This is a genomic window from Neobacillus ginsengisoli (genome assembly GCF_030813055.1).
In genome coordinates, this window is the sequence record NZ_JAUSTW010000003.1 from 21,927 (window position 1) to 36,716 (window position 14,790).

9 protein-coding genes and 1 other annotated feature (1 of these 10 cut by a window edge) are annotated in these 14,790 nt (G+C 37.0%); of the genes, 3 read left to right on the plus strand and 6 right to left on the minus strand.

Annotation, left to right across the window (positions count from 1 at the left end):
- Positions 1-1,710 (minus strand): sensor histidine kinase, encoded by a 1,710-nt coding sequence (locus J2S10_RS09255; protein WP_307406849.1) that lies wholly within the window; start codon positions 1,708-1,710, stop codon positions 1-3.
- Between the two features lie 198 nt (positions 1,711-1,908).
- The gene (locus J2S10_RS09260) at positions 1,909-2,787 is read right to left on the minus strand and encodes an alkaline phosphatase family protein (RefSeq protein WP_307406851.1); all 879 of its coding nucleotides are present in this window, start codon (positions 2,785-2,787) and stop codon (positions 1,909-1,911) included.
- A gap of 290 nt (positions 2,788-3,077) precedes the next feature.
- Here J2S10_RS09260 and J2S10_RS09265 point away from each other — a divergent pair, with 290 nt between their 5' ends.
- Positions 3,078-3,923, plus strand: a complete 846-nt coding sequence (locus J2S10_RS09265) for an ABC transporter permease subunit (protein ID WP_307406854.1) — start codon at positions 3,078-3,080, stop codon at positions 3,921-3,923.
- 1 nt (position 3,924) lies between these two features.
- On the plus strand, positions 3,925-4,878 hold the full coding sequence (locus J2S10_RS09270; RefSeq protein ID WP_307406858.1) for a peptide ABC transporter permease: 954 nt from the start codon (positions 3,925-3,927) through the stop codon (positions 4,876-4,878).
- Between the two features lie 1,321 nt (positions 4,879-6,199).
- On the opposite strand, the gene nagE is transcribed toward J2S10_RS09270, so the two are convergent.
- Positions 6,200-8,086, minus strand: a complete 1,887-nt coding sequence (gene nagE, locus J2S10_RS09275) for an N-acetylglucosamine-specific PTS transporter subunit IIBC (protein WP_307406861.1) — start codon at positions 8,084-8,086, stop codon at positions 6,200-6,202.
- A gap of 331 nt (positions 8,087-8,417) precedes the next feature.
- Here nagE and J2S10_RS09280 point away from each other — a divergent pair, with 331 nt between their 5' ends.
- Positions 8,418-10,949, plus strand: a complete 2,532-nt coding sequence (locus J2S10_RS09280; RefSeq protein ID WP_307406863.1) for a bifunctional diguanylate cyclase/phosphodiesterase — start codon at positions 8,418-8,420, stop codon at positions 10,947-10,949.
- Between the two features lie 59 nt (positions 10,950-11,008).
- On the opposite strand, the gene thrB is transcribed toward J2S10_RS09280, so the two are convergent.
- From thrB to J2S10_RS09295, 3 genes are read right to left on the minus strand one after another with little or no spacing between them, the layout of a single operon-like run.
- Positions 11,009-11,926: a homoserine kinase gene (gene thrB / locus J2S10_RS09285; RefSeq protein WP_307406867.1), complete on the minus strand. Its 918-nt coding sequence runs from the start codon at positions 11,924-11,926 to the stop codon at positions 11,009-11,011.
- On the minus strand, positions 11,923-12,984 hold the full coding sequence (gene thrC / locus J2S10_RS09290) for a threonine synthase (RefSeq protein ID WP_307406870.1): 1,062 nt from the start codon (positions 12,982-12,984) through the stop codon (positions 11,923-11,925). The genes thrB and thrC overlap by 4 nt, the downstream gene beginning before the upstream one ends.
- A complete protein-coding gene (locus tag J2S10_RS09295; protein WP_307406872.1) occupies positions 12,981-14,276 on the minus strand; it encodes a homoserine dehydrogenase in 1,296 nt (431 codons plus the stop codon). Before J2S10_RS09295 ends, thrC begins: the two co-directional genes overlap by 4 nt.
- A gap of 312 nt (positions 14,277-14,588) precedes the next feature.
- Positions 14,589-14,790 (plus strand) — a binding site (T-box leader) (it continues 13 nt past the right edge of the window).

Genomic DNA, 14,790 nt, shown 5'->3' on the forward strand with positions numbered 1-14,790 from the left:
TTACCTCCTTTTCGGCCATCTCATACGAAAGATTGTCTTCATCCCTACAATTGATTCAATTGATAATCCATACTTAGTTCCAAAGTGAAGCTTTACACGCTGATCTACATTATAAACACCGATTCCTTTCCCTTTTTCGTCGAGATAATTCGGGTCGAGAAGCTTTTTAATTGTTTCATCATTCATTCCTTTGCCATCATCGGCCAATGTTAGTTCTAGATATTCAGGTTCAGCAGTGACCACAAGTTCAATTCTACCCTGGCCGTCTTCAAAAGCATGGAAAAAGATATTTTCAAATAACGGCTGGAGTGTCATCCTTGGGATTAAATAGTCTAAGCATTCAGATTGAATTCTCTCTATATATTCAAACGTATGGCCATAACGGACCTCTTGCACTTTCAAATAATGTTTGATTGTCTGGAGTTCTTTTCTTAAAGGAATTAACTCATCGGCAAAATTTAAATTCTCTTGAAGAACCTCAGTCAAATGATAGATCATCTCTTGTACTTCTTTTGCGCCTAACAGCCTAGCTTTCCACTGGATAGAGTTTAAAGTGTTAAATAATAAGTGGGGGTTAATTTGATAATGGAAAGCCCTTAACTCAGCTTGTCTTTTTAAACGTTCTGTCTGGCTAATTTGGTCAATTAACTCCTTAATTTGATTGACCATATCATTAAAGCTTTGAGCTAAAATCCCTAGTTCATCTTTTGAAGTAACCGCTATCTGTGTATTTAAGTTACCTTTACTGACACGTTCCATTGAAGACTTAAGATTTTTAATTCGCTTAGCAAGCGGAACTGAAAATACTACTGCTAAAAAGGAAGCAAGTATGATCGAAAATAAAATTGCAAATAGTGTATATTGATAGATCACATTTGATGATTGATAATAGTATTTTTGAGGTATGCGAACATTGATATCCCACCCATAAGCATCAAAGTGGTTATTCCAGACAATATCAGTTGCCAAATCATCGGGTGCATTCTTCGTTTTATAAACAACCTGATGCTTCCCATTTTTAAGGGTGATAGAGGCATGAAGATTTTTTTCAAGAAAGTTAATATAAGAGAATAGTTCCTCGGCGTTTGTTTCTATTAAAAGTTTACTTCCTTTTAATACTCCGAACTGACTCTCAACTGGAAGAACTAACCCCATTAATTTTTCATCTTTATTACCAGTGTAATAATGGTCGGATCTATAAAACCCTATCCAAAGATCTCCTTCTTTTAAACTATTAATTTCTCCTCTCCAAAAGGGCTTCTGAAATAGCTTATGAATATCCACACGATCATTTCCGTAATAATATCCTGTATTGGTAATTAAATAGATACCCTTCGTATTAAAAGTCTTATGTGCTTCTAAAAATCTTTCAAAATTTTTGTTTTCAATAAAACCTTTATACGTGCGAGGGATTTCTTCCTTTAATATGATTAAGGTTGGGTCAGATAAATAATGATTAATATCTTTCGAAACGACATACATTTGTTCAAAAGTGTTTTCTATTTGTTTGTCGAGTTGAGATACAGCAAATTGCTCATAATCATTATATTGTTTATTCACAATATTGGAGGACTTTTCATATGATAGAAATCCAAATAACACCAATGGAATCAAGGCTACCATAAGAAAAAACAACACCATTTTTGTACGAATGCTACTAGAAAAGAGAAACTTTATTCTTGCTGCAAATTTTTTAAAAGTTTGTTTCACACGGACCCCCCAATGAAAAATTGAATTTCTTACATAGCCCAATCATATCAAAAATATTAAAATTCGCGTGAATATTTTGCATTTATAAGCTTAATTGCACTATCTTTACATAGTTTTAACAAGAACCTCCAAATTTCTAAAAATATAACAAAAAAGCCCTTTCCCATTTAGAATAGGAAAAAGACTTTTTAAATCCAATTATTTCCATACACTTGTAATAGGCTCTACAGATTTACTTTCTGCCGCATGTGCTAATCCGTAAATATCTTCGAGGGTTCTTAATAGATTAAAGTGATTAAGCTGTTCACTGAATTGCCCATTTTTCACCATGGGACCGACAAAAAAGGTGGGAATTTTGTTATCTTGCGAATTATCATCTTCGTCCCATGTCACAATTAACAAACTGTTATTCGTTTTTGCCCATTGGACATAAGGATTGATCTGTTTTTCCAGCCATTGATCTGCTTCCTTAATCGTTCCATCATGCATGTCATGTTGGAGATTTGGGATAACAAATGAAACGGTTGGCAGTTGGTTAAAATCCTTCGGAAAATTTTCTAACGGTTGATTAGCCTTTTTGGGGACATTGGTGAAATTAACCCACGGATTATGCTTGCGCGCGTAGTCTCCACTGGATTCTCCGTTAAAGCCTATGGATGGCAGATCTTCTGAGTAACCTGCAAATGAATATTTTTTTTCAATCAATTCACTTGCTAAATTAATTGTCGAGAATTTAGTTTTTGGAACATCATCGTCCGTTACACCCTGGTTTGAGCCGGAGAACAAGTCCAAATAATTTGGCTGGCTGGGATGCTCTATAGCATGATAGTTCGTTAAATTAGCACCCATATTTATAAGTGAATTCATATATGGTGCGGAGGAATTTCCGATAATCTGCCGTTGAGCGTGGTTTTCCTCAATAACAATAACGATATGATCAATCTTCGGAAATTTCACTTCTTTTGCTGAAGGGATATTGGATGATTTAACAGGAGTTTGTTTTTTGGGCTGAATTTGTGAACAGGCATTTAATATAAAGATTATTGAAACAATGAGTATACCCCATTTTTTAACCAAATCACTACCTTCTTTCCTCTTAATTTCATTATTTTACCAAATTTTTAAGATCAAATCAAAAAAGATCATCGAAATAATGATTGGCAACCTTTTCTGTTAGCTTATTTCATGAGAACTATTTGATATGCCTTTATTAGTATATCTCAATATAATAATAACTAATTTTCCCCAGTTCCTTTTATTATTTATTGAAAAGGCAATTAATATAATGATAATTTAAAAATTTTGTATTTTATTGAATATTATGGTAATTTAAAAATTGAGACAAATTTTTTAATAAGGATGAAATTATGATTGTAATTAGAAGAACTTTCTCTTTGATTTTACAGTGTATGATCGCCATTGAAATTCTTATTTTTATTGGGGTATTTCCTGTTTTATTTGCGAATCTATCCTTTAACCTCAAACAATACCTACAAACTGTGTACCAGGTTTCTGTTCGATTATTTACCTTTAAGCTATTTACACTTAACGGCCATATTTCTTTATTTCCGTCCATTTTTGCCAGATACCTAGATTCAATGAGAATACTCGGTTTAGGTATTATCGTTGCAAGTATCATTGCCTTTCTATTCGCCTATCTTGCTCTTATCCTATTTCGAAAAAGAATCAATGTCTTTAAAAAGCTTTTAGAACTGGCTGAATCGATTCCTGATTTAATGTTCATACTTTTATTGCAAATGGCAGTTATTCTTCTTTATAAAAAAACTGGGATTAAGATTGCACAGGTTGTCACCTTTAGAGAGAAAACGATTCTTTTACCTGTTATCAGTATTGCTGTACCTATCAGTTTTTACATAACAAAAGTACTAATCCATCATATTGAGGAAGAATTAGAAAAGAACTATATTACATTAGCAAAATCGAAGGGCTTCTCCTTCTTTTATATTTTAAACATCCATGTGCTCCGAAATATCGCGGAGGGCATGTTTGGCACCTCGAAAACTATTTTCTGGTCTATGTTGTCAACATTGTTAGTCATCGATTATTTGTTTAATATGAATGGCTTACTACGAATGATGTTAAGCGGCACGGACGCCTTTATTATCGGGAGTATTCTCATCTTCATCCCCTTTTTCATCCTTTATCGTATTTACGAATGGCTCAGCTTTGATAACAGAAAGGATATTAATTGAAATGGTTCTCTTTTTATTAAAAAAGAAAAGATTCTTATTCGGCTTTCTTTTCCTAGCCACCCTGCTTACACTAAGTATTTTTAATACAGTGAATAACCACGGGAAAATTGAACAGATCAGGTTTCATACCGATAAAAAAGGAAATTTGCTGGATGCCCCTCCGTATCCTCCATTTACTTTATTTGTTTTTGGTTCTGATAAAGAAGGGTTTAATCTGGGACAATTGATAGTGGAAGGGGCAAAATATACGATTGGCATTACCATTGTTGTTTCCATTTTAAGAATGCTTTTTTCACTTATAATAAGCGGCTTTATCTATACGCTAAGACCTGCATTCTATAAATTGCTGAAGACTATTTTTGAACCTTTTTCAATAGTCCCGCAAACCATTATTGCTTACTTTATTCTCTATAGTGTTCTTTGGTTGCCGATGGCTGGATTTCAGCATCCTTTCTGGCAGCGGGCATTATTTGAAACAACTATTCTTGTGATAATTGCCATTCCGAACCTAACGATTCACCTCTCCAATGAAATGAGGATTGTTAAAAAGGAACCCTTTATAGAAGCATCGAAAACTTTGGGCGCCGGCAATGGCTATATTTTCTTTAAGCACATTGTTGTGCACCTGCATGAAAAATGGATTTTATTATTTGGCCAGCAATTTTTGCAAGTTTTACAATTGCTTGCACATCTAGGATTTTTAAAGCTTTTCTTCGGAGGTTCAATCGTTGAGTATGGTCTCGGCTCAGGCCCCCCTACATCTGCTTCGCATGAGTGGGCAGGTTTAATTGGCAGCAATATCTCTTATCTTTATTTTCAGCAATGGATTATCCTTGTTCCGATTGGCTTCTTTATTTTAACAAGCATTAGCGTATTCTTTGTCAATGATTCTCTAAAGGAATATTTTCAAATGAAGGACACTCTTAGGTATAAAAAAGCGGAGCTGTTTAACTAAAAGACCTCAGTTATTAAACAACGGGTTCACTTGTGAGGTGCAAAACTGTAAATTGCATGAGAAATCTTGCCACCAATCACAAACAATTCACCAAAGAAATCACAGTAAAATACTCTTAAAGAATGGCTGTAAGTTTTCTCCAGGCCATTCTTTATTTTAAATGCTGTTTTTGGTGTTTTTGGATTGACTATTGTTTTAAGAAATACCCTAATCTTGACCGTTTTACTTTTAAACGGTTATAAAATAGAACAAGTTAAATGATGTGACAGGGAGATTTTGTCCTGTCCGAATAAGCCTCGCATTTGGACTATCATAAGCAATTTCCAACTTGGCCTGTCCGAATAAGCCTCGTATTCGGACTATCATAGGCAATTTCTAGCCTGGCCTGTCCGAATAAGCCTCGCATTCGGACTATCATAGGCAATTTCCAGCCTGGCCTGTCCGAATAAACCTTGTATTCGGACTATCATAAGCAATTTCCAGCCTGGCCTGTCCGAATAAGCCTCGCATTCGGACTATCATAAGCAGTTTCCAGCCTGGCCTGTCCGAATAAGCTTCGTATTCGGACTATCATAGGCAAATTTCCAGCCTAGTCTGTCCGAATAAACCTTGTATTTGGACTATCATAAGCAATTTCCAGCCTGGCCTGTCCGAATAAACCTCGTATTCGGACTATCATAAGCAGTTTCCAGCCTGGCCTGTCCGAATAAGCTTCGTATTCGGACTATCATAGGCAAATTTCCAGCTTGTCCTATCCGAATAAGTCTCGCGTTCGGACTATCATAAGCAATTTCCACCTTGTCCTGTTCAAATAAGCTTCGCATTCGGTATGCAATTATCTGTAAAATTTTTAAATACTAGGTAGAATTCACACCATAAACCATACTAAATTCACATACTGTCCAATAATAATTTCTATCCTTTAGAAATACACAGTCAATTCATATGTGAAAAGTTCGCAAAAGTGTATAGAAACCATACTATAACAACAAAGAAACACACGATATTCCCTATGTGAAATGTCGTGTGTTTCTTCGTGTGATTTTAATGTTTGCATCTCTAAAGTAAACCAGCTAGTTATTAAACTGAGGTTTTTTTTATTAAGGTTTCAACACAACTTTAATACATCCATCTGTCCTTGCGTCACCTTTACTCCAGCATGATCAACACTCCAATAGGCAGCTGAACAGGCATCCGCCAACGTTCGGATGTTAATTTAGCGGAGAAATAATTACTTTTGTGTAGAGGTTGTACATAAAAAAAGATATTTACAAATTACAATAAAACCCGGTCACAACTTATGTAACCGGGTCCATTCTATTTATTCAATTGCTAAAATACCGCTTTTACCTTGTTCCGCTTTTCCTTGTTTCTTAATTGAAAGCTTGGATAAGTTTGTAAAAATAATTGGAGTAACAGTTGAAGGAGCGGATTTCTTTAAAAATTCAAGATCAAACTTCAAAATCTCTTGCCCTTTCGTTATTTGCTCGCCTTCCGTCACAAGAACGGTAAAACCTTCTCCTTTTAAATTGACAGTATCCATTCCAACGTGAATTAAAATTTCGTAACCTTCTCTGGACATAATTCCAATCGCATGTTTCGTCGGGAAGATATTTAGCACTTCACCATCGACAGGGGATACGACTGAACCTTTTTCAGGTATAATCGCAAAGCCGTCGCCCATCATTTTTTGTGAAAATACCTGATCAGGTACTTCAGTAATCGGGATAATTTCTCCTTCAATAGGCATTACGAAATCATTAACCGATAATGGCAGCTGTCCGCTTGTTCCCGCATCAAGTACCGGTTCTTGGAATTGATGAGTGTTTACCGCCTGCATATCCAACCGCTTCATTGCATCGGCAACAAATTCTACTTCTGTACCCACAACTACCTGTAGATTTGTATCATTTAATTTCATTACACCTTTAGCACCATGTGCTTTTAAAGATGCATCCTTGACTTTTTCCATATCCTTTACTTTTAAACGCAAACGGGTCGTACAATTCTCAATTGAGGTAATATTTTCTTTTCCGCCAATATCATTAATAAAATAATAAGCCATTTGTTCGAATTTATCATTTCCAACCACTGTTGCAGTATTTTCACGGTCCCCCTCAACCTCATCTTCACGGCCAGGCGTTTTAAGATTGAATGCCTTAATAACAGCATAGAAAATGACAAAGTAAAGGACAAAGTACACTAAGCCGACCACCAGCAGCAATAATGGTTTTGAAGCGATATTAAAATTAATTAAATAGTCGATCGCACCTGCAGAGAAGGTAAACCCATCGCGAATTCCCAGCATGGAGGTGATCACAAAAGAAAGTCCTGTTAACACTGCATGGATTCCGTATAAAGCCGGAGCGATAAACATGAATGAAAACTCAATCGGTTCGGTAATTCCTGTAATAAAAGAAGTTAACGCAACACCGATAAACATACCGGTGACAGCTTTTCTTCTCTCAGGCTTTGCTGCCAAAATCATCGCAAGCGTAGCTCCCGGCAATCCAAACATCATCACTGGGAAGAAACCGGTCATATATTGTCCTGCATGAGGGTCTCCGGCTAAAAAGCGTGCGATATCCCCTGTTTTCCCATGGAATGTTCCGAATTGGAACCAGAATAAACTATTTAGCACGTGATGAAGTCCTAAAGGAATAAGAAGGCGGTTAAAGATTCCGAAAAGACCTGCTCCTACCGCACCCAAGCCAATAAGCCAATTCCCTAAGCCGTTTATCGCATCTTGAATCGTTGGCCAAACTAATCCGGCAATTCCTGCTAAAATAACCATTGCCACCGAGGTCACAATTGGAACAAAACGCCGTCCACTAAAGAAGCCCAGCCATTCAGGGAGCTTAATATTATGAAAACGGTTGTATAATAAACCTGCGATGATCCCTGAAAGAATACCGCCCAAAACACCCATATTAATGTCTTTATTTAATGCAATTGCACCTTGAGTTAAAACCAAATATCCGATTGCCCCGGATAATGCCGCGGCACCGTTATTATCTTTTGCGAATCCCATTGCCACCCCAATGGCGAAAATTAACGCCAAGTTGGCAAACACAGCATTTCCTGCATTTGCAATAAAGGGAATATTCAGTAAGTCAGCTTGACCGAATCGTAACAAAAGCCCTGCTGCCGGTAACACTGCAATCGGAAGCATTAAAGCCTTACCAATACGTTGTAAAAAGCCTAGCATATAAATCTCTCCTATCAAAAAATAAAATAATGAAAGCGCTTTTGGATTTCTGAAATTATCTTACCATTTCAATGTATAGTTGTCTATACCAATTTCAACCTGTTTGATAAAAAAAACACCACTCATCCTATATTTTGAGTAGTGTTTCCTATATTTTCTCTTGCTATTAAAAAAGGTTCATGTTGGTTAATTTTCCTTATAATATCTGCTTCCTTTATTCCGCACTTGATTATATGGTTAAATGAATGTAAGAGAATAAAAATAAGAAATATAAAGTACATCTGAAGAAATAGGGGATAACCCCTTTATAACATATTGGAGTGTTGCAATATTGTCTATTAAGAAGAAGGTCCCACTGATTTTTTGCATAATCGTGTTATTAATTTTAGTAGCAAATAATGCTTTTCATTATATCCGTTCAAAAAACCAATTGCTAATCAATAATGAAAAAGAAATTTCAATGCTCACAAATGAAGTATATTTCCAGGTAGAAAATACAAAAGATGGCTCCTTATTTGTAGAAAACATCCTTGGAAGGGACTTAAGAATCGCCTCCTTGGCAATAAAAAAATCATTACCGCCAAACTATCAAGATATTACAAACGAACAGCTAAAAGCGCTGGCAAAAGAGGTTGGAGTTTCTCATATCACGTTATTAGCAAAAACAAAAGATGATATTATCGGTGTTAAATCCTCCGACCCGGAGGAAATCAATATGTCTACAAAAGGTTGGGGCTACTGGTATGATGCCTATCAACAGCTATTCTCTTTAACTCCCGTTTCGGTTGGAAAAGGACTTTCCCTTCCATTTTATTGGTCAGGCCCGATAGAAATCGCTTCTTCCAATCCTGATCATATTGATAAATGGGGCTACTATTATGACGGAACAACAAATTACATCATTAACCCTTATTTTCGTGACAATGAAGTTTTAGCATATGAAAAACGATTTGGCCCGGGAAAAATAATCAACCGGTTCACAAAAGATTTACCCGGTGTAATGGAGTTAACCGTTTTCAATCCGAAGAACTTTGGCAAAAAGAACGAGGTTGTACATTTAAACGGAAATAGTTATATTCGAATCTCAGCACAACCAATTTGGTACGGGACATACAATATTAAAAATGTTCAAGTAGATTCTCAATATATTAAAAAGGCGATAAAAACGAAAACTGAGCAATCATACAAGAGTCTGATTGATGGTAAAAATGTAATTAAGACTTTTGTTCCGGTACTATCGAAAAATGAGCAGCCCTATGTAATTGGGCTTGTTTTTAACTATGGTCTCATTCAGCAGGAGCTTAATCATGAATTAACGGTTCATATACTCCTTTCGATTGTAATTATGATTATGGTGTTAATTATAAGCTTTATCTTTTCCCGTTCCATCACCCAACCAATCGGGTATATAGTTGAGCAGGTGAATGAAATTGCCCAAGGAAACTTTGGGAAAAATCTGCACCTCAATCGTAAAGATGAATTAGGCCTGCTTACGGAAAACGTCAATGCCCTCTCGAATCATTTACATAACTATGTAAATGACTTAAATCGCAGTAAAGAGTTGATTGAATATCAGGCATATCATGACCCGTTAACCGGTCTTCCAAATAGAAGATATTTTCAAGAAAAATTAAAACCTATTATTGATCGGTCAAATGAAACAGGCGGCACAGTATCTGTTTTATTTATTGATATGGATCGTTTTAAACATGTTAATGATTTATTTGGACACAACAAAGGTGATGAGATTCTTAAAACTACTGCTAATCGCATTAAAGAATGTATGTCAGATGATTATCATCTTATTACAAGGCAAGGCGGCGATGAGTTTATTATCTTATTGATTAATCTTGATGTTCAGGAAACAATGGCAGCAGCCGAACGAATTGTCAATTCTTTAAAAATGCCCTATTGTTTAGATGGAAACGAAATTTACCTTGGTGCAAGCTGTGGTATCAGTTTATATCCATATCACACAAAAAACCTTGAAACACTTGTTATTTATGCAGATATGGCCATGTATGCAGCAAAAAATATGGGGGGCAATAAGGCTATTGTTTTTAACGAGCAATTAAGTAAATTGGACCAAGAACGATCAAAGCTCGAGTCTCGTTTAAGAAAAGCCATCGAACAGGAAAAGATTGAAGTATACTATCAACCCAAGATTGATGTCTCATCCGGAATTATTTTCGGGGCCGAAGCGTTAGTAAGATGGCAGGATGATGATTTTGGGTTTATCTCACCTGAACAGTTTATTCCGATTGCAGAAGAAACCGAATTGATTCACCCTTTATGGGAATTGGTAATGAAAAAAGCCTGCCAACAGGTAAAAGGATGGAACATCCACCGTTCAGAGCCTTTATCCATTTCCGTTAATTTCTCAGCACGCCAATTTCAAGATCCCGGCAACATGGTTAAACAGGTAAAAGACATCCTTGCCGAAAGCGGCTTAGGCTATGAAAATTTTGAAATTGAAATTACAGAAAGTATTTTGCTTACTAACTCAAAGGAAATCGTTCAAGCACTTGAAACACTTAAAGGCTTGGGAATTTCTATCTCTATTGATGATTTTGGGACAGGCTATTCATCATTAAGTTATTTGAAAAATTTACCGATTGATTCTTTAAAAATCGATAAATCATTTATCCAAGATATCAATAAGGATTTTGGCAATGCAGAGATATCTGAGGTTATCATAAACCTAGCGCGCAGCCTTCACCTAAATGTTATCGCGGAGGGTGTAGAAAAAGAGTACCAAAAGGATTTTTTACTATCGAAAAATTGCGTACAGATGCAGGGATATTTGTTTAGCAAACCATTAAACAAGAATGATTTTGAGCAATTTCTTCAAAATGAAGGCTAATCATTAAGAAAAGGGAAGCGGAATGCTGCCCTTTTCTTTTCGAAAATTCATATAAACGTTTACTTTAGACAATTCTCCACTTTATAAACTTGACTTCCAATGTTATCTATATTTAGAACTTTTACAGTCATCGTTGAAAATGTGCTTTGCAAAGAAAGGGCCAACTGCTCTCCTTTTCCTTTTTCCGTAAAACAGATGACTGTCGGTCCTGCTCCGCTTAAGGCAACTCCAAATGCCCCATTTGCTTTCGCCCATTTTTCAATATCGCTATAGGCGTGTATCAACGGCCTCCGATATGGCTGGTGGAAGATGTCAATCTCCATCATTTTTCCTGCTAATGTCCAGTTTTGGCTAAGAAGTGCTGCAACCAATAGATTTGAAGTGGAAGAAGCTTGAATGGCTTCAGCATACGAGAATGTTGTTGGCAGTACTTCTCGTGCTACCTTCGTCAATAAAATTTCTTGCGGGATTACCGCTACTATTTCAAAGGACATATCAGAAAATGTTACCATATCCACTTCCCTTTGTTGATAGCAGCCGATTACCAGTCCGCCATACAAAGAAGCACCGGCATTATCAGGATGCCCCTCTAATTCAGTGGCAAGAAGCAGCTTTTCTTTTTTAGTCAATTTTAGCTTTCCGACACAGTCAGCGAGCTCAACACCAGCGACTATTGCCGCTGCACTTGAACCAAGTCCGCGTGCTAAAGGAATCTCACTCTCGATTTTCAGTTTACAGGGCTGCAAATCCCTTCCATATTTTCCTGCGGTTTGAATAGCGATTTGACAAATAAAATGGCTTTCATCCGTTGGAAGATCCCTTAAATCATCGGAAGTAGAATAGCATTCCCACTTATCACTTTCTTCTACCTCTACCTGCAAATACAAATCCAAAGCCACCCCCAGCGAATCAAAGCCGGGACCAAGATTTGCTGAACTTGCAGGTACTTTGATTACAAAGCGATTCTCTAGAGTCATCTTAGGACAACTCCTCTAATATGTTCAGTCACTGCACTTTCATCATTTGGCAATTGAATCAATTTCACTTGGCTATTCTGAATCGCAGTATCAGGGTCCTTCAAGCCATTCCCTGTTAGTACAGCCACTATTTTTGTACCTTTTTCAATTTTGCCATTTTGAATATTTTTATAAACTCCTGCAAGGGATGCACAGGATGCCGGTTCGGCAAAAATCCCTTCGCTTGAAGCAACTTTTTTATAAGCAAATAAAATTTCTTCGTCACTGACCTCATCAAACCTGCCATTTGATTCTTCTACTGCATTAACCGCTAAATTCCAGCTTGCAGGGTTTCCAATTCTTATAGCTGTTGCAATGGTTTCAGGATTTTCAAATACACGATTATGCACAAGAGCAGCGGCACCTGCTGCTTCAAAACCAAACATTCTTGGCAGCCCCGTTCCCTTTTTAGTTGCATATTCTTTAAAACCCTTCCAGTAAGCACTGATATTACCGGCATTTCCAACCGGAATAGCTAAAATATCAGGTGCAAAACCGAGCTGATCACAAACCTCAAAGGCAGCTGTTTTTTGCCCTTCTAAGCGAAAAGGATTGACGGAATTGACAAGGGTAATCGGCTCTTCTTCACTAATATTTCGAACCATTTGTAACGCTTGGTCGAAATTCCCTTTAATCGAAATAATTTCCGCCCCGTACATCATTGCCTGTGCCAGTTTTCCCATCGCTATTTTCCCTTCAGGAATGACGATGATACAACGTAAGCCGGCCCGAGCCGCATACGCTGCAGCGGCTGCAGAAGTATTTCCTGTTGACGCACAAATGACAGTCTTGCTTCCCTCTTCTACTGCTTTAGCTACAGCCATGACCATCCCGCGGTCCTTAAATGAACCTGTCGGATTGGCCCCTTCCATTTTTACGTAAAGCTCTACATCCCATTCCTTCGAAAGGCGGTCAAGCTTAATTAATGGGGTATTCCCTTCGTTTAACGTAAGGAGCGGTGTTTCTTGATTCACTGGTAAAAACTCTTTATATGCTTCTAATAATCCCGGCCATCTCATAATGATTTCCTCACCACCCGATAAGAACTTTTAATTTCCTTCACTGCTTGTAGATCATTTAATTCCGATAAAATATTTTCATAATTGGTTAATGATGATCGATGTGTAACTAAAACAATTTCTGATGTTTCATTTTTCTTGATAGGTAACTGAAGTATTTTTTCAAAGCTTACACCGTATTTAGCAAAGAGCGAGGTAATATCAGCAAAAACACCAACCTCATCCCGGACATGAATACGGAGGAAGTATTTAGAGTACTTTTCCGAGTCATCCTTTAATTGCTTTTGAAATTGCGGGGTAACAGCACTTCGGCCATTTACACCAAGTCTTAGGTTTTTAATGACTCCAACTAAATCGGAAACAACTGCTGTGGCAGTCGGCAGGCTTCCAGCACCGGGTCCATAAAACATCGTTTCTCCAACTGCTTCACCATAAACGTAAACAGCATTATATTCGTTTTGAACAGATGCAAGCGGATGATTATCAGATAAGAAAGTAGGCTGAACACTTACCTCGACTTTTTCTCCTTCACGATGAGCGAAACCGATGAGCTTCATTGTATAACCTAATTGTTTTCCATATTTTAGATCTTCTTCTGTAATAGTTGAAATCCCACTTACCTTTACATCGTCTAAATCAATATGCATCGAAAAACCTAATGTTGCTAAAATAGTCATTTTACGGGCCGCATCCAGCCCTTCAACGTCAGATGTCGGATCTGCTTCGGCAAATCCTAGTTCCTGAGCTTCTTTAAGAACCTCTTCATATGCCAACCCATCCTGGCTCATTTTTGTTAAGATATAGTTCGTTGTCCCATTGACAATTCCCATCATTTGCGTAATTCGATCAGAGGCAAGGCCATCGACTAAGCCTCTTAAAATCGGAATGCCGCCCGCAACACTTGCTTCATAAAACAAATCGCAGCCGTTTTCAGAAGCCACTCTCAACAATTCAGACCCGTGCAGAGCCATTAAATCTTTATTCGCCGTAACGACATGCTTTCCTTGACGGAGGGCGCTTAGCAAATATTCTTTTGTTTCAGAAACACCGCCCATTACCTCAATCACAACATCAATATCCGCATTATGAAGAATATCATCCGCATTAGAAGTTAATAGACCGGTGTCCACTTCGGCAGGTCTTGCTTTATGTAAATCTTGGACAAGAATTTTCTTTACAACAACAGGACATCCGATTTGGTGAATTAATTTATCTTGGTGATTTTCAATAATTTTTACCACACCGGAACCAACTGTTCCTAAACCTAACAATCCAATCGAAATTGCTTTCATGAGTTCCCCTCCTAAAATTGTCTTTTTCAAGCGTACAATTGTATTTATATAGTAGACATTATATGATTCTCTTTATTTTTTTACAATAGATATGTATTCATTAAATAATTATGTAATCGCTTACTACCGCATTGTTATTGGGCTATTATTATTCAAAAAAATTTTTTAATAATTAATTAAAAAAATAATTATATTTTGCCCTTTACAATATTAAAGGTATGCATGTAGAATATTCCGTATATTCCATCAAATACGAAAGTGACTTGGCACCTAAGCAAATTTCTTTCAAAGATTTTTGCAGTAAATTTCATATCAAAAGTGATGACGAAGACGGTAGTAAGAAAAGTCTTTAGAGAGCCGGTGGTTGCTGCAAACCGGTGTCCTTTCTTACCTTGCCCAGCCCTTCTGAACTGGCTAGCTAAAGAGCAATATGTAGGCTTGCCCGGAATGATCCGTTAAAATGTTGAGGCTGCTCTTATTTTTGCAGCAAAAGAGGGTGGCACCACGCGTTTAT